The 26,017-nt window shown below is 37.5% G+C and carries 21 protein-coding genes; 11 read left to right on the forward strand and 10 right to left on the reverse strand.

Translation table 11 applies throughout. From position 1 onward, the window contains the following. Positions 1 to 493: 493 nt before the first annotated feature. The 3 genes from PZ892_RS14085 to PZ892_RS14095 all read left to right on the forward strand — a co-directional run bounded on the left by PZ892_RS14085 (position 494) and on the right by PZ892_RS14095 (position 3,052). The gene (locus tag PZ892_RS14085; RefSeq protein WP_094257770.1) at positions 494 to 1,126 is read left to right on the forward strand and encodes a response regulator transcription factor; all 633 of its coding nucleotides are present in this window, start codon (positions 494 to 496) and stop codon (positions 1,124 to 1,126) included. 201 nt (positions 1,127 to 1,327) lie between these two features. Next, positions 1,328 to 2,284 carry a ribose-phosphate pyrophosphokinase gene (locus PZ892_RS14090; RefSeq protein WP_094257771.1) on the forward strand — a complete coding sequence of 319 codons (957 nt, stop codon included), beginning with the start codon at positions 1,328 to 1,330 and terminating at the stop codon, positions 2,282 to 2,284. A 171-nt stretch (positions 2,285 to 2,455) separates the two neighbouring features. After that, a complete protein-coding gene (locus tag PZ892_RS14095) occupies positions 2,456 to 3,052 on the forward strand; it encodes a 50S ribosomal protein L25/general stress protein Ctc (protein WP_094257772.1) in 597 nt (198 codons plus the stop codon). Positions 3,053 to 3,107: 55 nt separating this feature from the next. On the opposite strand, the gene ric is transcribed toward PZ892_RS14095, so the two are convergent. Continuing rightward, positions 3,108 to 3,830, reverse strand: a complete 723-nt coding sequence (gene ric / locus PZ892_RS14100; RefSeq protein WP_094257773.1) for an iron-sulfur cluster repair di-iron protein — start codon at positions 3,828 to 3,830, stop codon at positions 3,108 to 3,110. A gap of 241 nt (positions 3,831 to 4,071) precedes the next feature. Between ric and pth the strand changes: the two genes are divergently transcribed. The 3 genes from pth to PZ892_RS14115 all read left to right on the forward strand — a co-directional run bounded on the left by pth (position 4,072) and on the right by PZ892_RS14115 (position 5,693). Beyond that, positions 4,072 to 4,635: an aminoacyl-tRNA hydrolase gene (pth, locus tag PZ892_RS14105; RefSeq protein WP_094257774.1), complete on the forward strand. Its 564-nt coding sequence runs from the start codon at positions 4,072 to 4,074 to the stop codon at positions 4,633 to 4,635. A gap of 71 nt (positions 4,636 to 4,706) precedes the next feature. Then, positions 4,707 to 4,889 (forward strand): hypothetical protein, encoded by a 183-nt coding sequence (locus PZ892_RS14110; protein ID WP_094257775.1) that lies wholly within the window; start codon positions 4,707 to 4,709, stop codon positions 4,887 to 4,889. An 18-nt stretch (positions 4,890 to 4,907) separates the two neighbouring features. Next, positions 4,908 to 5,693 carry a prohibitin family protein gene (locus PZ892_RS14115; RefSeq protein ID WP_094257776.1) on the forward strand — a complete coding sequence of 262 codons (786 nt, stop codon included), beginning with the start codon at positions 4,908 to 4,910 and terminating at the stop codon, positions 5,691 to 5,693. A 90-nt stretch (positions 5,694 to 5,783) separates the two neighbouring features. On the opposite strand, the gene PZ892_RS14120 is transcribed toward PZ892_RS14115, so the two are convergent. Then, complete coding sequence (locus tag PZ892_RS14120; RefSeq protein ID WP_094257777.1) at positions 5,784 to 7,766, reverse strand: M56 family metallopeptidase; 1,983 nt, start codon at positions 7,764 to 7,766, stop codon at positions 5,784 to 5,786. A gap of 4 nt (positions 7,767 to 7,770) precedes the next feature. After that, on the reverse strand, positions 7,771 to 8,133 hold the full coding sequence (locus tag PZ892_RS14125; protein WP_094257778.1) for a BlaI/MecI/CopY family transcriptional regulator: 363 nt from the start codon (positions 8,131 to 8,133) through the stop codon (positions 7,771 to 7,773). Between the two features lie 313 nt (positions 8,134 to 8,446). Between PZ892_RS14125 and PZ892_RS14130 the strand changes: the two genes are divergently transcribed. Continuing rightward, positions 8,447 to 9,736 (forward strand): citrate synthase, encoded by a 1,290-nt coding sequence (locus PZ892_RS14130; protein WP_094257779.1) that lies wholly within the window; start codon positions 8,447 to 8,449, stop codon positions 9,734 to 9,736. A gap of 154 nt (positions 9,737 to 9,890) precedes the next feature. Here PZ892_RS14130 and PZ892_RS14135 read toward each other — a convergent pair whose 3' ends face one another. Beyond that, positions 9,891 to 10,334 carry a T9SS type A sorting domain-containing protein gene (locus PZ892_RS14135; RefSeq protein WP_277711445.1) on the reverse strand — a complete coding sequence of 148 codons (444 nt, stop codon included), beginning with the start codon at positions 10,332 to 10,334 and terminating at the stop codon, positions 9,891 to 9,893. A gap of 206 nt (positions 10,335 to 10,540) precedes the next feature. Between PZ892_RS14135 and PZ892_RS14140 the strand changes: the two genes are divergently transcribed. Then, on the forward strand, positions 10,541 to 12,481 hold the full coding sequence (locus PZ892_RS14140) for a KUP/HAK/KT family potassium transporter (RefSeq protein ID WP_094257781.1): 1,941 nt from the start codon (positions 10,541 to 10,543) through the stop codon (positions 12,479 to 12,481). A 34-nt stretch (positions 12,482 to 12,515) separates the two neighbouring features. Here PZ892_RS14140 and PZ892_RS14145 read toward each other — a convergent pair whose 3' ends face one another. Together PZ892_RS14145 and PZ892_RS14150 are read right to left on the reverse strand one after the other, a co-directional pair. Beyond that, the gene (locus tag PZ892_RS14145; RefSeq protein WP_094257782.1) at positions 12,516 to 14,219 is read right to left on the reverse strand and encodes an amino acid permease; all 1,704 of its coding nucleotides are present in this window, start codon (positions 14,217 to 14,219) and stop codon (positions 12,516 to 12,518) included. A 41-nt stretch (positions 14,220 to 14,260) separates the two neighbouring features. Then, complete coding sequence (locus PZ892_RS14150; protein WP_094257783.1) at positions 14,261 to 14,944, reverse strand: hypothetical protein; 684 nt, start codon at positions 14,942 to 14,944, stop codon at positions 14,261 to 14,263. 85 nt (positions 14,945 to 15,029) lie between these two features. Here PZ892_RS14150 and tyrS point away from each other — a divergent pair, with 85 nt between their 5' ends. After that, positions 15,030 to 16,313, forward strand: a complete 1,284-nt coding sequence (gene tyrS / locus PZ892_RS14155) for a tyrosine--tRNA ligase (protein ID WP_094257784.1) — start codon at positions 15,030 to 15,032, stop codon at positions 16,311 to 16,313. A gap of 64 nt (positions 16,314 to 16,377) precedes the next feature. Here the strand turns inward: tyrS and PZ892_RS14160 are convergent, their stop codons facing one another. Continuing rightward, positions 16,378 to 17,067 (reverse strand): DUF4397 domain-containing protein, encoded by a 690-nt coding sequence (locus tag PZ892_RS14160; RefSeq protein ID WP_094257785.1) that lies wholly within the window; start codon positions 17,065 to 17,067, stop codon positions 16,378 to 16,380. Positions 17,068 to 17,286: 219 nt separating this feature from the next. Here PZ892_RS14160 and PZ892_RS14165 point away from each other — a divergent pair, with 219 nt between their 5' ends. Beyond that, complete coding sequence (locus tag PZ892_RS14165) at positions 17,287 to 19,890, forward strand: DNA translocase FtsK (RefSeq protein WP_094257786.1); 2,604 nt, start codon at positions 17,287 to 17,289, stop codon at positions 19,888 to 19,890. 3 nt (positions 19,891 to 19,893) lie between these two features. Then, complete coding sequence (locus PZ892_RS14170) at positions 19,894 to 20,538, forward strand: outer membrane lipoprotein carrier protein LolA (protein ID WP_094257787.1); 645 nt, start codon at positions 19,894 to 19,896, stop codon at positions 20,536 to 20,538. 83 nt (positions 20,539 to 20,621) lie between these two features. On the opposite strand, the gene PZ892_RS14175 is transcribed toward PZ892_RS14170, so the two are convergent. From PZ892_RS14175 to PZ892_RS14185, 3 genes are read right to left on the reverse strand one after another with little or no spacing between them, the layout of a single operon-like run. Then, positions 20,622 to 22,382 (reverse strand): hypothetical protein, encoded by a 1,761-nt coding sequence (locus tag PZ892_RS14175; RefSeq protein WP_144043708.1) that lies wholly within the window; start codon positions 22,380 to 22,382, stop codon positions 20,622 to 20,624. A gap of 41 nt (positions 22,383 to 22,423) precedes the next feature. Continuing rightward, positions 22,424 to 24,232, reverse strand: coding sequence for a hypothetical protein (locus PZ892_RS14180; protein ID WP_218823971.1), 1,809 nt, complete (start codon positions 24,230 to 24,232; stop codon positions 22,424 to 22,426). Between the two features lie 14 nt (positions 24,233 to 24,246). Continuing rightward, positions 24,247 to 26,007, reverse strand: coding sequence for a RagB/SusD family nutrient uptake outer membrane protein (locus PZ892_RS14185; protein WP_094257789.1), 1,761 nt, complete (start codon positions 26,005 to 26,007; stop codon positions 24,247 to 24,249). Between the last annotated feature and the right edge of the window lie 10 nt (positions 26,008 to 26,017).

A 26,017-nucleotide genomic window follows, 5' to 3' on the forward strand; every position in this document is an offset into this window, starting at 1 on the left:
ATTAAAGACGCTAAACTAAGAAATTTCTAACACTCCCCCCAAGAATTCAGCTTGATCCTCCAAAACCAGATTAATCTGATGCTTTCCTAAAAACTTCAATACCCTCCTATTTATAGGTATTTTTTCCTGCTATATATTTAAAGATATTTGAAGTAATACTATAAAAATGAAGCTCTGCCTGACCCTATTCAAAAACCTCCAACTTGTTACTCAGTCGAGGTCAACATCTGGATGTATTTAAATTTTATTAAATAGTCAAATAAATACCCTTTACAGGTAGTATATTTAAGAAATAAGCTTTCTTCTTACTTTCTGTTTATTTATCTGGCCTCAGCAAAAACTTAAGTTTTAAGTATGGGTTGATACAGTAATATAGAATGGTTTTGACATAGTGGATTTAGAGCGGGATTCAAAAGATTGAATTGAATTAATGCAAGCTTTCTATTATTTGACATAATAGAAGTCGAAGAAACAACGAATAACATAACATTACATGTCAGAAGGAAGGAAAATTCTTGCGTTAGTTGATGACCACCCTATTGTGATTGAGGGATTAAAATCGGTATTATCGAAATGGAACAAACAATATGATTTGATATGTTTTTCCAATGGGAAATCTGTGCTTTCCTATATCCATGACAACCATATAGATATAGTCTTATTGGATATTTCTCTACCAGACATCAATGGCTTGGAGGTATGCAAGATCATTACCACGGAAAATCCAAGAACCAAGGTTGTCGGCCTGAGCAATCAAGCTGAGTTTAGTGTGATATCCATTATGCTCGAAAATGGCGCCTCAGGATTTCTATTAAAAGAAGTTCCAGCAAACGAAATTATCCGCGGATTAGATCAGGTAATGGCTGGAGAAACAGCATTGAGTGAGGAAGTGAAAAATATTCTAGCCAACCAATGCAATCAGAAACAAAAACTCCCTTCCTTAACCAAACGAGAGAAACAATTGATTCAGTTATTGGCACAAGGAAAAACAACACATATAATTGCAGAGGAATTATCCCTAAGTAAATTTACAGTGGATACCTATCGGAAGAATTTATTACAAAAATTCAATGTTAAAAATAGCAGCGAATTATTGGTTCTTCTGATTGAAAATAAAATGATTTAAGCCATCATTTTGGGACTTTTATGATATAAAGACAGCATTATTATCGTACTGGAAATACAACATACATGAGTATTCATATTTTATAATCTGAAACATTTATCTAACTTTGCGGCTACATTAAGTTAACAGGCTTAAAATAAGCTCAACAATGCTGCAAAAAACGAAATTTCATAATAAAAAACCCCAATAAATCATTTCACCATGCCTTTGCAATTTAACACCGTAAAATTATTTGCTGGTTCAGGAACTTTAGAATTAGCAGACAAGATTTCTAAATCATACGGAAAACCTCTTGGAGACATGACATTGTCAAAGTTTTCAGACGGCGAAATTCAACCTTTCTACAACGAATCTGTTCGTGGAAGTGATATTTTCTTAATTCAATCTACTAACCAACCTACAGACAATCTTTTAGAATTATTGTTGATGATTGATGCTGCAAAGCGTGCTTCTGCGCATTACATCACGGTTGTTGTTCCTTATTTCGGTTATGCACGTCAAGATCGTAAAGACAAACCGCGTGTGGCTATCGGAGCAAAAATGATTGCTAATTTAATTACTGCAGCTGGTGCTCACCGTATCATGACGATGGACCTGCATGCTGCTCAGATTCAAGGATTTTTTGATATCCCTGTAGATCACTTGGATGGTGCGATTATCTTCGTCCCTTATATCAAATCGTTGAAATTAGAAAATCTAATGATCGCTTCTCCGGATATGGGTGGTTCATACCGCGCTCGTACGTTCGCTAAATTCTTCAATGCTGAAGTTGTTATCTGTGATAAACGCAGAAAACGTGCTAACGAAATCGAATCCATGTCTATCATTGGGGATGTGAAAGGTCAAGACGTAGTGTTGATCGATGATATCTGTGATACTGCTGGTACTCTTTCTAAAGCAGCAGCGCTTATCATGGAAAATGGTGCTAGATCTGTACGCGCAGTTTGTACTCATGCTGTATTGTCTGGAAAAGCATATGAAACTATTCAAAACTCAGTATTAACAGAAATGATCGTAACAGATACTATTCAGTTAAACCCTGAGAAAGCAGCTCAATGCTCAAAAATCAAAGTTTTATCAACTGCAGATCTTTTTGCAAATGCTATTAAAAATGTAAATGAACATGGTTCTATCTCGGATTTATTCGACGTGAAATAAACCATTATTCGTTAATAATATTAGATAAGGATACTCTTTCAGGGTATCCTTTCTTTTTGCACGCCGCTTACTCCCTAAGTAACAGAGATTTATTTTCCCTTTACTACCAAAAAATCTTTCATCAATTCAATTTATTCATTATCTTTGCACCTCAAATTTAATATTTAAAACATGAAATCAATTGCTATTAGCGGTTCTGCAAGACAGAACGTAGGGAAAAGAGATGCTAAGGAGTTGCGTTACGAGGGAAATATCCCTGCAGTTCTTTACGGTGGTAAAGAACAAACACATTTCTCAGTATCCGCAGCTGATTTGAAGCCAGTTCTTTACACTCCAGAAGTTATCTTCGTAGAATTGGAAATCGGTGGCAAAAAATCGAAAGCTATCGTTCAAGAAGCTCAATTCCATCCATTAACTGACGAAGTTACTCACGTTGACTTCTTACAATTATTTGATGACAAAGAAGTTTCTGTAAACATTCCAATCAAATTAGTTGGTACTTCTCCAGGTGTTAAAATGGGGGGTAAATTAGTTCAAAAATTACGTAGCCTTCGCGTTAAAGCTCTTCCTAACAACTTACCTCAAGAAATCGAGGTTCCTATGGAAGGCCTAGAAGTAGGTAAATCTTTCCGCGTTGGTCAAGTTTCTTTAACTGATGCTAAAGTATTAAACAATGCTGACGATACTATCGTTTCAGTAACAATGTCACGTGCTCTTCGTCAAGCTGAGCAAGAAGCTGCTAAAGCTGCTAAAGGTGGTAAAAAATAAGTACTAGCAATAGTATAAAAAATTAAAGGCATCGATCACTCGATGCCTTTCTTATTTACCCTAAACTTGCCTCTAACTGAATAGACTTTGGAAAAAGAATATTATTCTCTAAATGAATATGCTTGTGTAAATCTTGCTCAAACTCCCTGAGCATCTCAAAAGCTACCTGATAGGTACTGCACGCATCGACTGGCGCCGTGTACTGATCACTTAAATCTGCAATCTTCGCAAATCTGTCACCCTCTTGTTCATGCTCATGAATCATCATACTGATCGGATTCTGAACAGAACCAAATCCAGGTTGATTGTAATCTCCCTTCGAATTTTGAGCCTCTTCTAATTTCTCAATAAATGGAAATAGAATCTTTTCCTCTTTTTCTAGGTGATGAAACAAATCTGAACTACTCTCAACAAATAATTTATTGATCTCAAATAATTCAGGATGTCTCTCGCCATGAACCCTGCAAATCTTATCTAAATACGTTTGTAATACCGGAACTTTCTCCCGAACGTAACGATGGTGGGTCTTCACAATATAGGACGCTAATAGATCCGATGGCCATGAATTAAAATCAATATCATTCGCTGATTTCTGTTCCAATACCTCTTCCAACTCAGCTATTAACTTGTCCGATTGCAATCCTTTCTTTTTTACCGCCTCCTCAACGGTTATCTGACCCCCACAACAAAAATCTAAACCATACTTGGAAAATATGGCCGCTGCCTTAAAGTTCTTGGCAACTATATCTCCTATTTTTTCTTCTTTTAAATTTTCCATGATTTCTGCAATTTCTTTTTTTACAGTAACCTTAAGAACTTATCCCAGGTTAATCTGTGAGTAAATTTACACTAATTTTTTATTTAAGACAAATTTGTCGCTTTTATATTTATTAAAAAATAATCCTCCCTATTTATAAAAATGATAACCGTTATATTTTCTCATTTGCACTTCACGGAGAACGGATAAGAACATGGTTCTTCTATTTAACATATCATAGATAAACCTTACTTTTGCAAGCATGAATTATCTAATAGTAGGTTTAGGGAATATCGGAAGAGAGTATGCTGACACAAGGCATAATATAGGTTTTATGGTGGCTGACGAATTGGCAAATCAAGCTGGAACTACTTGGTCGACATTAAAACACGCCTATTACACCGAATATAAACAACGCGGACACAATGTTTTTGTGATTAAACCAACCACCTTTATGAACTTAAGTGGTAAAGCCGTTAACTATTGGATGCAAGAGCTTAAAGTTCCAATCCAGAATGTATTGGTTATCGTGGATGACCTTGCGATTCCTTTTGGATCCTTACGCATCAAACCTAAGGGTTCTGCCGCTGGACACAATGGCCTAAAATCTATCGAAGGCTCTGTTGGTGGACAACATTATGCCCGCTTACGCTTTGGGATTGGCGACAACTACCCCAAAGGTAGACAAGTAGACTATGTATTAGGTCCATTTGATAAAGAGGAACAAAGAGAATTACCTGCTTTAATCGAGCACTCAGTAAAAATGGTAAATAGTTTCATCAACATCGGAATAGAACTAACGATGACAAACTTGAATACTAAGTAATTTCAACACGATTTCTATTTAATATTTCCTTAATATTTTGTATATTATCGCAAATAACTTGCTATAAATACATGGATAGAATACGACCATTTATTACCATTCCAATCATTTTGATCTTCTTTATCTGGGGATCGACTCAAGCATTCCATTTATTGAGTGCTGCTTCTGACTGGGATGTATTTGTGGGTGTATGTTTGGCACTTCTTCTGATTGCCATCCTCTATAAATTCATTATTTATATCTTAAAAAAATAAACCAACCAATATTAATGTATGAAAAGAAATCTAATTGCTTTAGGAGCTACCCTATTTATTGCTTTATTAGTTTGGCTCATTTGCACTGAAAGAATCGACGCCGGCTATGAAGGTATCAAAGTAAAACTTTATGGATCTGAAAAAGGAGTTCAGGATGTAAGCCTGGTAACTGGTAGGGTATGGTATAACCCTATTACCGAGTCGATCTATGAATTCCCAACTTATGTCCAAACGGTCAATTATGATAACTTCACAGTAAATGCAAAGGATGGTTCAGTTTTTACAGTAGACCCTACCCTATCTCTTCGAGTTTCAACAGGAAGTACACCTAAAATCTTTACTAAGTACCGTAGACCTGTAGATGAAATTTTGAACATGACCCTAGTAAACCATATCAAAGATGTATACCGGATCGAATTCAATAAATATTCCACAGACTCCATCATCAGTAATCGCGAGAAATTTGAAAATGGTGTTCAGGATAAGATGGTTAAATTTCTGGAAGGTGAAGGATTCATCCTTGAACAATTGACCTCCGGAATTCAATACCCAGAGTCAATCACCCAAGCGATCAATGCTAAAAATGCAGCGATTCAGAAGGCTCAGCAAGCTGAAAACGAATTGAAGGTGGTAGAAGCTGATGCCAGAAAGATGATCGTGCAGGCGGAGGCTGAATCCAAAGCAAACCAATTGAGACAGCAAACCTTGTCACCATTGATTATTCAACAACAATTCATTGAGAAATGGGATGGATCAACTCCTCTTTACGGGAATAGTCCAGTCATCTTTAAGGAATTGAAATAAATAATAAAAAGGCAGCCCTCGGGTTGCCTTTCTTGCCTGAATTGATTTAGTAAATAAATAATATTTAATAAAGATTTTTGTCCTGTTTATTTATTGAGTTCTAACAATAACAACTCCATGTTGAGCCCCTTTCTTTCCATACTCTGATTTCAATGCCTCTGAAGGAGGTAAATGCTGTAGAAATTTGATCTTTTTGACATCTAATTTTTTCAAATCTTTATAGCTTGATTTTTTTCCATTGATTAGAAAGTAAGCTTTTTGAATGTTTTGACTTGTCAACAGTTTTTCCGTAGAATTAGAATCTGAAAAAGACCAGGTTCTATACTGTGACCTCATCGGAGGAACTCTTGTCGCTTTCTGGGCCTGGTCTGTTTGACCTTCATCCGTATTAGCTTGACCAGCGACTGTTATTCGAGAAGGCTCTCCTTTTAAGATTATTCGAGCTGGCTCAGAGGCAGGCTCTCCTTTTAAGGTTATCCTTGCAGCTCCACTGACTGGTTTTCCCGCAACGACTACTGGCTCATTACCATTCTCCTTGGCAAATTCTTTCGTGATTATTTTAACGCTTGGTTTCTTAATACCGTTTGCATCCTTTATAATCTCTATGCTCTCCAGATCATTAGGATTTATCTCATTAAATCTCTCAAGAACAGACTCCTTACCATTAATAAAAAACTTGGTGCCTTCAGGAAATTCCTTCAATGACATTTTTGAAAATGTTTTATTTGCTAATGAATCTGAGCTGATTCTTTTTCTAGTAACTATCCCACTCACTTTTCCCCTTAAATTATCACCTAGAAAACCTTTCGTTGCCGCTTCTTTCTTGGTTGTGATGAGGATAACGCCGTTTTTTCCTTCTTCTCCATAAAGTGCAGTCGCTGATTCACCTTTCAGCACTTCCATGGATTCGAAAAATATGGGGTTAAGAATTCCACTCTTGAAATTCTTAGGCAATTTCTCTCCATCCAAAACGTACAGAGGATTTTTATTGGTATCCAATGGAACCACATTTACCATGGAGACTGATTTCCCTGGCCTTTTACTTCCATCTCCGGACACTCCAGGACTTACCATATCGAAATACTCCTTGGTATCGATTACCTCACCCGAATCTCTCTTGGTCGTATCATTTTGAAGCTCTATGCTGATCGCCTTTTTTATTTTTTGTTTAAGATCTGTTTCCTGAAGTTTGATTACCACATTTTCAATTTTTGCTTCTGCTTGGTTCACCGTAAAGGTTATACCAGCAATGATCAGGATCGGTAATAGGAAAACATATTTCCCAAGTTCCAATTTGGATGACCGTTTTTTGTTCATCATCATAATGCGCTTTTTTAAAGTTTTAAAATTAAACTGATTGCTGATACCAACCGAAGCTCCTTGCTTGGTCACATGCAGCAACGAGTATTGATAACTTTGTCGGTCCACACCCTTATCTAGAACTTGTTGATCAGTCAAGAATTCTAGATTTTCACGTACGGCTTTGCGCATATACCATACGAAGGGATTATACCAACAACAAACCAATACTATTTCAAACAATAAAACATCGATACTGTGATGGCCTTTCACATGTACATATTCATGCTTGAAAATATCTTGTAGCTCCAAATCTTGGTGCTGTTCTTTGTGCACATAAATTTTATTGAAAAATGAAAATGGCGTAATCGGAAACACCACATTCCTAAAGAAATACTCACGCCATTGAGAAGGCCTGGAGTACCAATGAATCCGAATCAAACTCCCCAATTGAATAGCTAGTTTCACGAATAGGACTATTACACCTATCCCAGTCAAATACACCAATAAATCACTTAAACTGAAGACCTCCTCCTTCGGCTCAAACACCATCGGAAAATATTCCATAATAATGCCTTGGGGCAACTCAATCTTTTTGGCAAACCAGGAATTAATATCCAAAAAAGGATAAATAAATGCATACAAGGTACCTAACATTAAATAGATCCTATTCAACCTATAAAAGGTCAAATTCTTAAGCAATAACTGGTATCCTAGATACAATAACGCTAGTAATAAATTTATCTGGATGATATAGGTCAGTAGGCTTTCCATAACGTTAGGATTTATTATGCTTAATCATATCCATGATTTCTTCTAACTCCTTCTGACTTAACTTCTCTTCTTTAACAAAAAAAGAAACCATTTCCTTATATGAGTTTTTGAAGTAATCTCCCACAAAAGAATTCATAAAAGTCGCCTTATATTCCTCTTCCTTCAAGATTGGCTCGTACCGCTTAGCATTGGCATATTTAACAGCCTTTACATAACCCTTCTTCTCCAAATTCCGAATGGTTGAAGCCAAGGTTGTATAAGGCATTTCTTTATCCTTTAGGTTATCCAATATTTCACGAATAAAACCACCATCCAATTGCCAAATTGACAACATTGCTTCCTCTTCTTGTATCGTTAGTTTTTCCATTGGTCTACGTATTTATCACTAAATTACGAATTATTCGTAGATACAAAAACATTTTAACATATTTTATCAATTTGGACTACTGAATATGAAGACTTTAAAAGATAATTATATCCCAAATATGATTATTAGGTAATGGAGAACAAAGATTTGGCTCGAATCGACAAGTAATCTAATTAATACACTTAAATTGTCTTAAAATGACTATTTTGTGTCATAATTATTCATATTATACATCTGAAAATAGAAATCAATTTTATACATTTGTAAGAATACGATAAAAGTATAAAACACAAATAATACAAGAAATTTGATTATGTCTGAAACTGCATCTATTAACTTAAATGGGTCTACATTTGAGATGCCTGTTATAACAGGAACTGAGAACGAGAAGGCCCTAGATATTTCAAAATTAAGAGATTCAACTGGATACATTACCCTAGATCCAGGATTCAAAAACACAGGTTCTACAAAAAGTGCCATCACATTCTTAGATGGTGAAAAAGGTATCCTTCAATATAGAGGATATGCGATTGAAGATTTAGCAGAAAAATCAACTTTCCTTGAAGTAGCTTATCTATTAATTTACGGAGAACTACCTACAAAAGACGTATTAGAAAAATTCCGTTCCGATATCAGAGCGCAAATGATGATCCACGAGGACATGAAAAACTTCTTCGCAGGTTTTCCTTCCAAGTCGCATCCAATGGGTCAATTGTCTTGTTTAGTAGGTGCTTTGTCATCTTTCTATCCAGAATCCTTAAACCCAAATCAAACTGAAGAGGAAGAAAATAAAACCATCATCAATTTATTGGCGAAAATGCCAACGATTGTATCATGGATTCAAAAGAAATCATTAGGTCATCCAGTAGTATATCCTAAAAATAACTACGGATATATCGAGAACTTCTTGAACATGATCTTTGGTGAAGTTAATCAGGATAAAACCTTCGATCCATTGGTAATTGATGCGATGCATAAATTATTAATCTTACATGCTGACCACGAACAAAACTGTTCTACTTCAACGGTAAGAATGGTAGGTTCTTCAAATGCAAACATGTATGCTTCTATCTCTGCTGGTATCAATGCCCTTTGGGGTCCATTGCACGGTGGTGCTAACCAAGCAGTGATTGAAATGCTAGAAGCGATCAAAGAAGATGGTGGTGATGCTGATAAATACCTTGCAAAAGCTAAAGATAAAAACGATCCTTTCCGTTTAATGGGATTTGGTCACCGTGTTTACAAAAACTTCGACCCTCGTGCTAAAATCATTAAAAAAGCATGTGACGATGTCTTAGAAAAATTAGGTGTTCAAGACCCAGTATTGGATATCGCTAAGCGCCTTGAAGAAGCTGCACTTAACGATCAGTACTTCATCGACCGTAAATTATATCCAAACGTTGACTTCTATTCTGGTATTATCTACCGTGCGTTAGGTTTCAACTCCGATATGTTTACTGTATTGTTTGCTTTAGGTCGTTTACCAGGATGGATTGCGCAATGGAAAGAAATGCGTGACAACAAAGAGCCTATTGGCCGTCCTAGACAAGTATACATCGGCGAAACACTTCGTCCATATGTAGAAATTTCAAATAGAAAATAAGTTATTCCAAATAATTGAAAAGTCCCGATTAGTAAACTAGTCGGGACTTTTTTTATTTCGTTACTCTTTATTTCTATTAAACCCTCCCATGGAAACTGTACAAATAAAAAAGGCTCCTTTATGGGGAGCCTAAAATATTCTTATATAAATCTAATTATTGTTTGATCGAAATACGTTTTACAATGGTATCAGAACCACCAGACACTCTAACAAAATAAAATCCTTGTGATAATTTCTGTTGCGTATCAAAACTCAAGTTTTGCATGCCGGAGTCTAAATTTCCATTGTGTAAACTCAAAACCTCATTCCCTAAGGCATCCATTACCTTAATCGTAATATTACTTCCTTTCGCAAGTTTGAAATTTACAGAAATTTGTTCTGAGATAGGATTGTAGAAAACTTTCACGTTGTTGATCAGTTTATCGTTGTCTTCTTCTTTCAATTTTAATTTATCAAAAGCAGAAATTTCAGATACGGAACTGTTTTGTGAAGATAGAGAAACATTCGAATTAGAAGCCTGTGCGATGCCTCCCATCCCTATTAAAAGGCATAGTGAGCAGATAGCAAGGTGTGATATTTTTCTAAATTCTAATTTCATGTTTCAGTTAGATATTCGAATAAGGCTATGGTTTAATCAAATGTAAACATTTATTCGATAATTCCTAATACAAAAGTAATTAATTTTGAGATTTTTCTGGGGATTTTTTAAAGCCTTTAACAATTTTTAACAAGAAAATACGTTGTCGCTTTAAAAGTTGTAATTTCGCACCAAATTAAGACAATATATCTAATATAAATAATTATATGTCAGGAGACCATAAGCAAAACCTGCAGCGCCTAAGCTGGACAGGTTTATTAATCAGTCTAGGTATCATTTTCGGTGATATCGGTACATCTCCCCTCTACGTTTTCAAAGCAATTTTTAACAAAGGTGAAATCCAAGAAATCATGATCTATGGTGGTCTTTCTTGTATTTTCTGGACCCTAACCCTGCAAACTACGGTTAAGTATGTAATCATTACCTTAAACGCAGACAACAAAGGTGAAGGTGGTATTTTATCCCTTTATTCCTTAGTCCGCAAAAGAGCCAAGTGGCTGATTATCCCCGCAATTATTGGGGGTAGTACCCTATTGGCCGATGGTATGATAACCCCTGCAATTACAATTTCATCTGCCGTGGAAGGTTTGGCCATCAAAATGCCTGGATTCCCAACAATTCCCGTTGTGGTATTGATTATTTCATTGCTCTTTGTAATCCAACGATTCGGAACCAATATTGTAGGCCGTGTATTCGGTCCTTTGATGTTTATCTGGTTCACCACCATTGGGGTATTAGGATTTTCCTATCTGGATCACTCTCCTGAAATCTGGAAAGCATTAAACCCTTATTACGCCTACGAACTATTGGCAACTTACCCTAATGCCTGGTTTATTATCGGTGCCATATTTCTATGTACAACGGGGGCTGAAGCCTTATATTCTGACATGGGACACTGTGGAAAATCCAATATCCGCATTAGCTGGATTTATGTGAAACTCATGTTGATTTTCAACTATTTTGGCCAAGGCGCTTGGTTATTGGAACATGTTGGAACCCAAATGGGTGAAATAAACCCTTTCTACGCCATCATGCCAGATTGGTTTATTATCTGGGGGGTAACCATAGCTACAATCGCAGCCGTTATTGCCAGCCAGGCAATGATCTCTGGATCATTTACGCTGATCGCTGAAGCTGTACGATTGAATATCTGGCCAAAGGTTGCCATTCGTTATCCAAGTGACCATAAAGGACAAATCTATGTCCCTTCGGTAAACTTGATCCTATATCTGGGCTGTATGTTGATTATTCTAATCTTTAGAGAATCCAGCAATATGGAAGCAGCCTATGGACTGGCGATCAACCTGACCTTTATCATGACCACCATCTTAATGACGGTCTTTATGATTCGGAAACGAATCAACCCGATATTGGTCGGCTTATTCGCTGTCGTTTATACTATTATTGAAATTGCATTCTTAGTCGGAAATATCAGTAAAATAGCGCATGGCGGTTGGTTGACCCTATTTCTTGCCTTAACCTTGTTCATCGTCATGTACAGTTGGTTTGGTGCTCGTAAAATCAAGAATAGGTTCGTCAAATTTGTTCATATCAAAGACTACTACCCTATCCTATCTGAACTGAGTGAAGATAAAACGGTCCCTCAATTCTCCTCACACTTGGTGTATTTAACCAGCGCCAATAACTTGACGGAGGTGGAAGCAAAGATTACCTACTCCATCATCAACAAAAAGCCCAAACGGGCCGATGTGTACTGGTTAGTCCACGTTGATGTTATGGACAACCCGCATACACGAGAATACAAGGTAACTCAGCTTATCCCGGGTAAATTGATTCGTATTGATTTCCACTTAGGATTCCGTGAAGAACAAAAAATCAGCTTACTCTTCCGTAAGGTGGTTGAAGACATGGTCAACAAAGGTGAAATCGATATTACCAGCAACTACGACACCCTGAAAAAATACAATATCCCAGGTGACTTCAACTTCGTAGTCCTAGAAAAAGTAATCTCAAAAACTCACTTCTTGAAGTGGAATGAAAAGATTATTCTGGAAATCTATAAGATCCTTAAGAAGTTTAGCCTTTCTGAAGAAAAAGGCTTTGGCCTGGATAGTAGTTTCGTAACATTGGAACGAGTACCACTAACAATACCGAATACCGAAGAAGTTAAACTAACAAGACTATAACAAAAAAGAGGCTGCAATTGCAGCCTCTTTTTTGTTATTTAATTTCTTCTTTAGCATCTAAGTTTCGCAATTTCGAATTTCGATAACCATAACCAAAATAAATCACCAATCCTGCGACTAACCATAGAATAAAGATTATCCAGTTACTGGCCCCTAGTTCTGACATCAAATACAGGTTAATCAATATCCCGGTTACTGGAAGTAATGAAAAATTATATTTAAAGCTCAATACACTTAACACAATCCAAACTAACCAAAACACAATCACCAAGGATTTATGCAATAAGATCGCCGTTGATCCCATGCTCATCCAATCTGAAATGGATTCCCCACTGAATTTAAGGGCTAAGATAATTCCTATGATCAATCCAATTCCTACCAGGTATTTACCATTGATATAAGGAACTTTGAATTTAGAACGTTTGGATAAGCCTGAATGATCCATATACAATACGCCGCAACACACCAAGATAAAAGCAAAGAAAGTCCCTACGGATGTTAAATCCACAAAGAAATCCATTTTGAAAAACAAGGCTGGAATTGCAACAACAATACCTGTTACAATCGTAGCGAATGATGGAGTTTTATATTTTGGGTGTATGGTTGCAAATTTCTTCCACAATAATCCATCGCGACTCATTGTCATCCAGATTCTTGGTTGAGCCAACTGAAATACCAATAAGGCACTCGTAATCGCAATTACCGATGTTACGGAGATAATTCCCGCCATATGGTCAAATCCGACATATTCAAAAACATAGGCCAATGGATCCTTTACATTCAATTCTTTATAATTTACCATTCCGGTAAGCACTAAAGTAATGGCTACATAAAGCACCGCACAGATTAATAAACAATAAATCATCGCCTTTGGAAGATCCCTTTGAGGGTTCTTACACTCCTCTGCTGTGGTTGAGATGGAGTCAAAACCAATAAAGGCAAAGAAAACCGCAGCTACCCCACTCATCACTCCCCCCATTCCATTTGGAGCAAATGGAACCCAGTTTTCAGGCTTAACAAAAAAGATACCCCCTAATATTACCGCTAGGATGATACCGATCTTGATCAACACCATGATATTACTGGCTTTCCGAGATTCCTTAATCCCGATATACACCAACCAGGTCACTAGAAACGTGATTAATCCTGCCGGAATATCCAGAATAATTGGAATATCTAAAATTCTTGGAGCCGTATCATAAGCTTGCAGGGCAACCTTATCAATCTTCTCCATGTTTTCAATCCCTACCTCCAGGAACTTTTGATGGGCATCCAAGGCATAGCCCGGAGCCATGGTCATCCATTTGGGGAGATGGATTCCAAAACCTTCAAGCATGGAAACAAAATATTGCGACCAGGAAATGGCCACAACCATATTGGAAACTGCATATTCAAGAACCAAAGCCCAGCCTATTATCCAGGCAAAGAGTTCTCCAAATGCTACATACGCATACGTATATGCACTTCCTGACACTGGAACAGTACTCGCAAATTGAGCATAGGAAAGCGCTGTAAAAACACAGGCAAAGGCCACGAATACGAACAATAAGGACACAGCAGGTCCTCCATTGTAACTCGCCAGACCAATGGTACTAAAAATACCGGCACCTACAATGGCCGCAATCCCTAGGGATACCAAATCCCGAACTCCTAAAATTTTTGCTAATCCAGAACCACCATGTTCTGCGTCTGAAAGTATTTGATCTACGCTTTTCTTTCTGAAAAGTCTGTTAGCCATATTAAGTTAATTTATTGGACAAGTAACAAAAGTGAAAAAAATTATGACAAATACGTCAAATTATCCTGAATATATGTGTATATATCTTTGAAATCCTTCAATTCTTCATCACAATAGGACATCAATACCTGAGTCAATCCAGAATGTATCCCTTCTGGGGTATCAAATGTCCAAATTCGCTTGGAAATATTGATCAATGGCTTCGAAATCTGATCCAGATCCTTATAATTTTCGATATATCGCCATTCCAAAAACTTATCATAAAAAGTGAAAAATCCATCAACATCCTCGACGCCGATCGTCTTGAGGTAATTTTTCAAAATTGGTCTGTTTACATTTTCCAGATGTTCATATAACCTGGAAACATTCAATAATTGATGTTTGATCAGCAGGTGATCCAGCATGAGCTCGACTGCAATATGTGCCATAAATGTCCCACGGATGGGAGTGCCCACTAGAACAGGATCGATCTTCCGTTTCAATTGATGGCAATGTTTCAGAAAAAACTCACTGCTATGGAAGATCTTATCAACCTCCACATGTCGGTACCAACCCTCCGAAATCTCCATACTCAATGGATGGATAAACAATTGTTCCTCAAACTTCTGGGGATGAAAAATATAGGACTTATCTACATTTTTCAATAAGTCCGGCAGCAAGGAACCGAGAACGCGCTCAGGGATAGTTGCAAACCTTTCAAAATAGAAATGTGAGAGAAAATTCATCCGCTAGATCTAAACAATAATTATCTGAAAGATACAGTTTAATCTCGTATCTTTGCAACTTAAATAAAAATCTTAAGGGTATATTATGAACTTTGTAGAAGAACTACGCTGGAGAGGCATGCTTCAAGACATCATGCCAGGAACAGAAGAATTGTTAAACAAAGAACAAGTAGCGGGTTATATCGGCTTCGACCCGACAGGCGATTCTCTACATGTTGGTCATTTAACTCAAATCATGACTTTAATCCACTTTCAACACGCGGGTCACAAACCTATCGCGTTAGTTGGTGGTGCTACAGGTATGATCGGAGACCCTTCATTCAAATCAGCTGAACGTAATCTTCTTGATGAAGCTACGTTAGCTCACAATGTCGCTTCTTTAAAACACCAACTGACCAAATTCTTAACTTTTGGCGAAGGTGAAACAGATGCGAAAATGGTGAACAACTTCGATTGGTTCAAAGAATTTAGTTTCTTGGACTTTATCCGCGATGTTGGTAAGCTGATTACCGTGAATTATATGATGGCCAAAGATTCTGTAAAGAAACGTTTGGAAGGCGAAAATGGGCTTTCCTTCACTGAGTTCTCCTATCAATTAATTCAAGGGTATGACTTCTATTATCTTTGGAAAAACCAGAACTGTAAAATCCAAATGGGTGGTTCGGACCAATGGGGTAACATCGTGACTGGAAGTGAAATCGTAAGAAGACTTGAACAAGGAAATGTTTTCGGGTTAACAACTCAATTAATCAAAAAATCAGATGGCCAAAAATTCGGTAAAACCGAATCTGGTGCCGTATGGTTGGACGCTAAGAAAACTTCTCCGTATAAATATTATCAATTCTGGTTGAATGCTACGGATGATGACGCGAAAAACTGGATCAAAATCTTCACCTTAAAACCTAAGGAAGAAATTGATGCGATCATCGCTGAACATGATGCAGCTCCTCATTTAAGAATCGTCCAAAAAGCTTTAGCAAAAGACATTACTACGCGTACGCACTCTGAATTAGATTACGATACGGCTGTAAAAACCTCCGAATTCCTTTTCGGAAATGGGGACCTGTCTTTCTTGGCTAATTTAGACCATGATGCTGTATTGGAAGTGTTTGATGGTGTACCTCAATTTAATTTAGACAAAGCTAAATTAGCTGAAGGAATCAATATCCTTGACCTATTAGCTGTAGATACGCAAGTATTCTCTTCGAAAGGTGAAGCTAGAAAAATGCTTCAAGGTGGTGGCGTTTCATTGAACCGCGAAAAATTAAATGATATTGAATTGCTTATCAATACTGACCAGCTAATCAACGGCAAGTACCTTATCGCTCAACGCGGTAAAAAGAATTACTACCTGATTACAGTAGCATAAAGCAGTAATAAATAAAAAGGAAAGCCCGTAACAATGTTACGGGCTTTCTTCTTACTATGATATTTTACATTTCCAATTTGCGATACTTCAATACCCTTCCTTCATCCTCTTGGCTAGAATATATTACTATCGAATAAACGGAGCGGTCTTTTCCATCCAACGGGATTTCTATGCTTTCATATTTCTTATCAGGAGAGGACACCCTAAACTTAAAATTTACTTTTGATGAAAATTCGTTCGACCCAAAAACACGATTATCAAAGTTTGATGTGTACTTGGTTGATAAGTAATCAAAATCCAGTTTTAACTTTGAATCTGTCACTAAATTGATAATCCGAACTCTCATTAAACCAGCATCAGGCTTTATCATATCATCTTCGGTAACTACTGGCTGGTTATTCTTTCCAAAAAAGAAATATGTATAAATTTTAGTGCTTTCAAATTTTTTATCTGCCGAAAAAAAGACCTGATTATCTAAATTCTTTAACTCTAGTTTTCGATTACCTGGAAAGACCGTACGATGATTTAAATAGCCGCCGATACTGAAATCCTCATTCGTCTTATTGATTAATTTTCCATCAACAAAGAATTGCAAATTATCAGGACCTTCAATTGCATTAAAGGCCGCAAGCCCAGAAAAATCATGCGTAGATTCAAGATTGGATAACGAATCGTCATCTTTCGAACATCCTTGAAAGATTAGTCCTATACAAATCGCTAATATTCCTAGTAAATTTTTATTTCTTCGAAACATACTTCATAAAATTCTTTATATTCAAACATACAACGAAATTGGAGAGCTTATTGCTACAGCTCATTAGATTTCAATCCAATGAAAACTTGCTCTTCTTTGAAAGGATTGAGAAAGGCTAAATTTTTATGGGTTATGAAACGCAGGGCTAATCTCATTCAATGGATTCCTGAAAGTTTTTTTTTAAGTTTGTACTAACGTAAATCACGTCATAATTAATTAATGGCTAAATTAAATACTTTTAAAAACGGTAGTAGTAGCACTGGGACCAAGAAGACGAAGAACACTACCATTTCTTATCAAAAAAGAGCAAAAACCAAATCTTTTGACCAATTCAACTTTTCTGAAGGTCAAAGAAAAGCTCTTAAAATAGTAGGCTTATTCCTCTTATTGCTCGCTGGACTCTTCACCGTTGCATTTGTTTCTTATTTGTTCACTTGGCAATCGGATCAAAGTTATATCGCACAAAGCAATGGCGGATGGAGTACGCTATTGCAAACTTCCGAAGAAATTCACGACGAAACAATTGATACCCCTATCGTTCAAAATAAATTAGGAAAATTTGGAGCTTTACTCGCTAATCAATTTATTTATGAATGGTTTGGAGTAGCCTCTTTCTTATTTATTTTGGTCTTGTTCATTATCGGTTATAAATTCTTGTACAAAAGATCTATCCTTCCTGTTTGGAAAACCGTATTATACTCCTTGATTGCTATAATAATCCTATCAATAACCCTTGGATTTGCGCAGGATTTTATCTCAAATACACCGCACATCCTTGAAGGTAAATTTGGATTCTGGACCAACCAAATCTTAAAGAATCAAATCGGTACAGTAGGAACTGGTGGTCTTCTCGTATTTATATTCTTAACAGCACTTGTATTACTCTATAATTATGACCTAAGGTTCTCCTTCCAATCTTCTAAAAAACAATTGGAGGATGAAGAAGAGGAATTTGAAGGTGATGAAAGCAATTATACTACTGTAAACAATACCCTAAAGGTAAATAAACAACAAAATGTTGCTTCTGACACTTATGCATTGCCTGATGAAGAGGAAGAAGATGAAATTGGAAGTGTTGATTTTAAAACAGAATCTAAAGAGGACAGCCCGGTATCTTTGCCGCTGAACGTTAATACTATAAAACCAAATACTGATTTTGTCAATCAGGAACAGGAAATCGAACTCAGTATTGATCCACCTCCTGCCAAGGTCAAAAAACCTGAAGAGCCGGTTGAACCTGAATTAACTGTGGAACGGGTAATCGAAGAAAAACCAATCTCAGCAAATGATTTAGTCGAGAAATTCGGTGAATATGACCCAAAATTGGATCTATCAGGTTATAAATATCCTAGCCTGGATTTATTGAAAGACTATGGAACTGGTAAAATCACCATTAACCAACAAGAATTAGAGGCCAACAAAAATAGAATTGTTGAAACCTTAAGAAACTATAGTATCGAGATTGAACATATTAAAGCGACTATTGGTCCAACAGTGACCTTATATGAAATTATCCCGAAACCGGGTGTTCGTATCTCTAAAATCAAAAATCTTGAGGATGATATCGCCTTGAGTTTAGCAGCTTTGGGTATTCGTATTATTGCCCCAATGCCTGGAAAAGGGACAATTGGTATTGAAGTACCAAACTCCTCCCCTGAAATGGTATCCATGCGTTCAATCCTGGCAACTGAAAAATATCAGAAATCAGATATGGACCTTCCTATTGCACTTGGAAAAACCATTTCCAATGAGGTTTATATTGCAGATTTGGCTAAAATGCCACACTTATTGGTAGCAGGTGCGACAGGTCAAGGTAAATCAGTTGGTATCAATGCCATTTTAACTTCTTTGCTTTATAAAAAGCACCCCGCAGAATTAAAATTCGTCTTGGTCGATCCGAAAAAAGTCGAATTATCGCTGTTCAAAAAAATTGAAAGACATTTCTTGGCTAAACTTCCAAACGAAGATGAGCCAATTATTACCGATACAAAGAAAGTAATCAACACCTTAAATTCCTTGTGTATTGAAATGGATCAACGTTATGATTTGTTAAAAAATGCCCAAGTAAGGAATTTAAAGGAATATAATGTAAAATTTATCAATCGTCGATTAAACCCTGAGGAGGGTCATCGATTCTTACCATTTATAGTTCTTATAATTGATGAGTTTGCCGATTTGATCATGACTGCCGGTAAGGAAGTAGAAACTCCTATCGCTCGTCTTGCTCAGTTAGCCCGTGCCGTAGGTATTCACTTGGTCATTGCTACACAAAGACCTTCCGTAAATATTATTACGGGTACAATCAAAGCTAACTTCCCAGCTCGACTTGCATTTAGAGTACTTTCTAAAACCGACTCAAGAACAATTTTGGATAGCGGTGGTGCCGACCAATTGATTGGTCGCGGGGATATGTTGCTCGCAACAGGTAGCGACTTGATCCGTATTCAATGTGCTTTTGTCGATACTCCGGAAGTAGACGAAATCTCTGATTTCATTGGTTCGCAAAGGGGTTACCCATCTGCATTCCTATTGCCAGAATACATTGATGAAAATGGCGATGGATCAGGATTAGCGGATTTCGACATGGACGATAGGGATCAGCTATTCGAAGACGCTGCAAGGCTTATTGTCATGCATCAACAAGGCTCAACATCATTAATTCAGCGTAAACTAAAACTTGGTTATAACCGCGCTGGAAGAATCATCGATCAATTGGAAGCTGCAGGTATTGTAGGTCCTTTTGAAGGTAGTAAAGCACGCGAGGTGCTATACCCCGATGAATATTCATTGGAACAGTTTTTGGAAACATTAAGAAAAGATTAATAAATGATGATGAGATCTATGCTTTTATTTGTTGCCCTTTTTAGTGCAACACTTACTTTTGGACAAAATAACTCCGCCAAAAAAATTTTGGACGAGGTATCAAAAAAATACGATGGTTACCAAACCATCCAGTCTGATTTTACCTTTAAGGCAGCTCAGGCAAACGGTGAAAACTATACAGATAAAGGTCAATTGTTTTTAAATAAACCCGCTAATCAGTATAAAATCGCCCTCCCTACTCAGGATTTAATTTCTGATGGTAAATCTACTTGGTCGGTACTGAAAGAAGATAAAGAAGTGCAAGTGTCAGAAGCTGACAATTCTGGTCAAGCTATCGGTCCCAACAATATTTTTACTTTCTATAAATCTGGATACAAGTATGTAAGCTCTTCAAATGATTCTGACGGTGCTGCAGGAAAATTAACGGCTGTAGATCTTACCCCAGAAGACACAAAGAGCAACTACTCGAAAATTCAGGTGAGAATTAACAAAAATAAACATATCCATGATGTGACTATTTTTGACAAATCCGGTGCAAAATACACTTATACAATCAACGCATTGTATGTGAATAATCCAATTGCCGGATCTACCTTCCAATTCAATAAAGGAAAATATCCTGGATTTGAAGTGGTGGACTTACGTTAAAAAACCAAAATATCATATAAGTAAAAGGCGAGTCATCGTGGATGATGCTCGCCTTTTTTAATAAACCTAATTTAAACCAAAGACTATCTTTTTTGTACCTGAATAAGCAAGTTTAATCGCCCTCCAGGTGCTGCATCTCCATTTACATACCAATCCAGTGGATCGTCCTTCATCATATTATCGGACCACTTAAATTCCATTGAATAGCCCTCCTTGGACATGCCTATATCTGAAACCGGAACTTTGATCAATAGGGCATTCCCCTTTTCTTCAAATTCCAGCAATTTATCATCCTCCCAAAATCCATCAACACACTTCTGCAATTGATTCCCTCGAATTACTCGATAATCATATCCATGCCATCCTGTTTTATTATTATTGTCCGAATTTAACCATAGCGTCATCCAATTATCTGTTTTTGTCGTAGACAATGGATTAACTGTCTCCACATAGAATCCTAAAACTCGATCGGTGGCACTTACCTTTATATTCTTAATATCATTCCGACCTGATTCATTGACATATTGAACCTTTGGCTCGGTCTGTGCTCCAGGATGGTTTCTATGGAGAACATCTCCCACATAATCCACATACAGATCTTTTACTTTGTTCCAGGAATGTATTGCCGGTATTTCCTTCGTTTTTTCAATAACAGGGACTTCATCGGTTCCCTTGTATCGACGAATGTTGGAAATCATCTGCATATAATAATTATCCTTTAAGCCCGATGTCCAGGTAGGCTCTATATCCCGACTATACTCCGGACTCGCCTGATCCACAAAATGCGCTTGATCTTTATGTTCATCTGTTCTTTGCCATTTTCCAGCTATCCACTCATTCCAACCGGTAATAAATACAAATGGAACATCTTGCTTCAATGCAAAATCCCATTGCTCTTGAATGTTATAGCCATAAAAAATATCCTTATCTGGATTACCTGCTGAATTATTTCGATAACTACGCCCCCAGTTTCCAGATTTTCCATAGAAAGCTGATCCACCCATGGACGCATCTAAATTAGGATGCTGTGAAGCCGAAACATTCACGATTTCTTTTTCCCCACGATTGTTCTTATATACCTTCTGCGGTCTTTGAAACTCTATCCAGGGCCAACCATCAACCTTCTCCGGTTCATTGGGCCACTGGGACTCGCGAATTGTAAAAAAACTCTCATAATCCCGACCTTTCGCCTCCTTGGATAAGCCAATAATCAAAGGCTTTCCATCCAGAAAGTACCAACTATCTTTTTGAGGATCTGAAACCGCCGGAGAATAAAAGGTATCATAGATTTCCTGCATCGCATCCCCGGATTTTGTATTCGTATAAAAAACAATTTTCGGAGCCTTTTTACCTTGATCCATTAAGGTCTTCATGGCACCTAATAACGATTTTACTTGTTTTGTGTAAGTCAACCTGTTCGTTGCATCGATGACCAGAAAATCCACATCGGCATCTGCCAATAACTGCATGTTCTTCAGGTGAACCCATTGATCATCTCCTCTATAATATCCATAAATTGGTTCTCCCCAAAAATAGTATCGACCAGCACCAGCAGAGCCTCCACCCCAGTTTTTATGATGAAAATCATGATAAACCTCGGGATGATCCTGATATAATTTTGTCAGGTCCCAATGTGTTTCTGATGTTGGTGACCCTGAATCACCCTGCCATAAAAAATAAAATATCCCTACCTGTTTTCCCTCTTTCTTAGCTCCAACCGCATCCTGAAGTGGTAATTTACGACCAAGATCATCTGTACCTGAAAAACTTTGCCCCTGTAGGCTTTGCTGAACCCCAAATAATAAAATTGCCGAATAAAGTATATTAACGTATTTAAAACGCATTTGATTTAGGTTTAAATTGATAGACTGAATAAATGCAAACATTATTTTGCCGTATAAACAAAATTAAAACGACCCGATGGAGCTGTATCTCCATTTACATAGAAATCCATAATATTGCCGTTTTCCTGCATATTATCATTCCATTTAAATTCCATATCCACCGGTTTCCCTGAAAGTCCAAGTACTTCCCTAGGAATGCCAATCACCAATTGTTTGGATGACAGCTTGAATGGCGCTTGATGAACTTCCTGCCATTCCCATCTTCCTCCAACATTCTTTTCTACAATAACCTTATTACTCCTTGGGCTTTGTCGGTTTATGATATAATCATATCCATTCCATCCCGTGCTTTTATCCCGATCGATATCGATGAACAACATCATCCAATTGGGATCACTTGATTTTGTCAATGCCGCAGCGGTTTCTACATAAAAATATAGCTGATTATTATCCCTAGCGACTTTTGCTTCAACAATATCATTCCTACCGGTAGTATTGGTATAGTATTCACTATATCTTCCACGATGATCTCGATGCATAGTATTCCCCTTATAATGTTTGAATACAGGCAAAACATCATTCCAATCTGCTTTTTGACCTAATTTGATGGATTTTGCCGCTGATACTTGTTGCATAGGTTCCATACCTTTAAACTTTCGCACATTATCAATTAACTGCAGATAATAAACATCTCCTTTATCACCCCAACCTTTGTTGGGTTCAATATCCCGACTATGTTCCCAGTCAAATTGATCTACAAAAGAAAATGGATCCCCAGTCCAGCTATCTTTCGGCAACCACTGTCCAGCGATATATTCATTCCAGCCAGTTACAAAAACTAATTCCGGATCCAATTCAAATGCCCGATCCCATTGTTCTTGAAAATTCCAACCATATAAATAACCATCGACCCGAGGATCAAATCCATTTCTTTTGCTATAGCTTCTGCCGTAGGTTCCTTCTAAATTAAAAGCACTGCAATGTCCATCTGTAGAAGGACCAGCATTTTGGGCTACTCCAACTGTTACTTGTTCGAATTGACCATTCCCATTCGAAATATAGCCATGCTGCGGATAATTTTCCAACCAGCCCCATTGATCTTTTCGTGTTGGACCATCTACATAGTCAGGCTGCCCCGGTCGGAAGGTGAAAAAGGAAGCTATCTCTGCATCAATACCAGTTTTCTCTAGATTATCAGGGTATGCCATAATACAGGGTTTCCCTTTCCACATAAACCATAAATCTTGGTATCGACCCGGCTGATAGACATCCTTATAAAGTTGTCTTAATGAAACTGCCGAATGTGGAACAGGTCCAAATGGTAACAAAAAGGCAATCTTTGGAACATTAACCCCATCTGCCTTCGCCTGTGACCAGGTTTTTAATAATGCTTCATAAGATTCCTGCCAGGTTAAACTACCATTGGTACAATCAAAAAATACAACATCTACCCCTGCATCAGCCAACATCTCCGCATGCTTTCGAAGAACCCAGGGATCGGTAGTTTTATAGTATCCAAATAATGGCTCCTCCCAGAAAAAAAAGCCGGGCTTTTTATCTCCCCAAGCAAAATGATTGTAATCCTTCATCGATTCAGGGTATTGACGAACTATATTCGTGATATTCTTGACCCCATAATTTACATCATCATTCCCTTGATGCCAGGTCCAATAGAACATGGCAACTGTTTTATCTTTCTTTGTTCCAGCTTCTTTTTGATCTACTGCTTTTCGACCCAAGGCATCTGTGAATGCCCATTGGTCGCTACTGATAAAGGGAACTTGTTGCGCATGAACACCCACACTCAGAAATAAAAATGCTGCTGGTATTATGTTTTTTAATTTAATCATGTTTCATCTTGTAATTAATCTAACCAACCTGGATTCTGCCAGTTTTCACCGGTCAATTGAAAAATTTTATTAACCTCAATTTGCTCTATGGGATACAATAAAAATTTATCCACTGAACTTCCTCGATTTCTGAATTTGAACCGATTATATTGCAATCCATCAGCATTCTTGACAATTCGCATTCCTGTAATAAACCTATCCGTTTGAGCTAAGATCTTCCATCTGCGAACATCAAAGAATCGATGTTCTTCAAATGCCAATTCTATCCTTCGTTCATTTCTATATTTTAATTCAAAGGCTTCCTTGCTCAAACCTGCTTTTATCTCTGGCATATCTACTCGCTTCCGAATTATATTTAAGGCTTCTCGCGCACTTAATCCTAAATTCGAATCATTGACTTTTACATCAGCACCCACAGATTGGTAGGCTGCCTCTGCAAAATTCAAATACAACTCTGCCAATCGGAAGATACGTACTGCACCATCAGAATTATTACTAGTTCCTGATCTATAGTTATTGTATTTCCTCAGGTAGTAGCCAGTTCGGGTGAACCGTCTATCAGTGGTCGAAATCCCTTGTTTACCACCTACAAATGTTTCCACCTGTTCAGCTTGTAAATCCCTCAGGGAACCATTAAAATAAATGGAAGAATAGAACCGTGGATCTCGATTTTTGTAAGGATCTTTAGGATCGTATCCTGAAGCGGTATTGATGATCGGCTGTAAATGATCGGCATCTGAATAACCCAGAATTGCAGGTTCCCCATTCGCCATCTCATAACTGTCTACTAATTCCTGCGATGGATTCGGCCCTGCTCTTTCCATACCTGGATTCGTAGGCAAGCCTGCAGTTCTCCAGACCTGAAGCTGATTCCCTAACTGATAAATGGTTTCTTTATCTACCGCTCGCTTATCATTCGAAGAGGTGATAAAATATAGGTCATAGGGATTCATCGCTATATCTGCATCTGGTTTTATATCAAATAATTTATAATCATTTGCCAAACAGGTGGCCAAAGCTTCGGCGGTAATTTTGGTAGCATCCGCCCAGGTATAGGACCCATCCGAAAATAATGGACTTGCAGCATAGGTCACCGCTTGGGATTTGATCGCATAGGCTATTGCACGCGTCATCTTCCCAAATTGATTATCATAAATTGCCCATGGAAATCCATCTCTCGTATTGGGAACTTTTAATGCTTCATCACAGTCTTTAAGGATAAAGGTGACAACCTCAGAAAAGCTTGATTTCTTATCTTTAGAAAAATCATGGTCGATCGCCAATGGCTCTTCAAAAATGGGCACTGAATTAAATCTTTTGATCAGTTGCAAATAATAAAATGCTCTCAATGTTCTTGCTTGCGCAATCCACCCATTTTTCTCTTCGTCGCCCACATAAACCGTAGCAGTCTGGATTTCTTTTAGGAACACATTACACTTGCGTATGCCTTCATATAATTGAGTCCAAGGATTACCATCAGGAGAATAGGTCCCAAAGGAATTGGTCGTGATATTTCCTCCATACCACATGATATATTGAGAACCATCGATAACATCATCGGCATCCTGTGCTTCATCGGTAAAGGATGATCGAGTAATTTTGGGTAATGGCGCATGACCATAACATGAATTTAAATACCCACGGGTCCGATTATAATCACTAAAGACCTGGTCCATGCTGATCCTACCATCACTAGGCAGATCCAATTGCTTGTTACAGGAACTCATTCCCGCAATTAGAACCAGTGAGTAAAATATTTTCTTATGTAGTTTCATAATAATTCGC

It is taken from the genome of Sphingobacterium sp. WM, from assembly GCF_029542465.1.
Classification (GTDB): domain Bacteria; phylum Bacteroidota; class Bacteroidia; order Sphingobacteriales; family Sphingobacteriaceae; genus Sphingobacterium; species Sphingobacterium cellulitidis.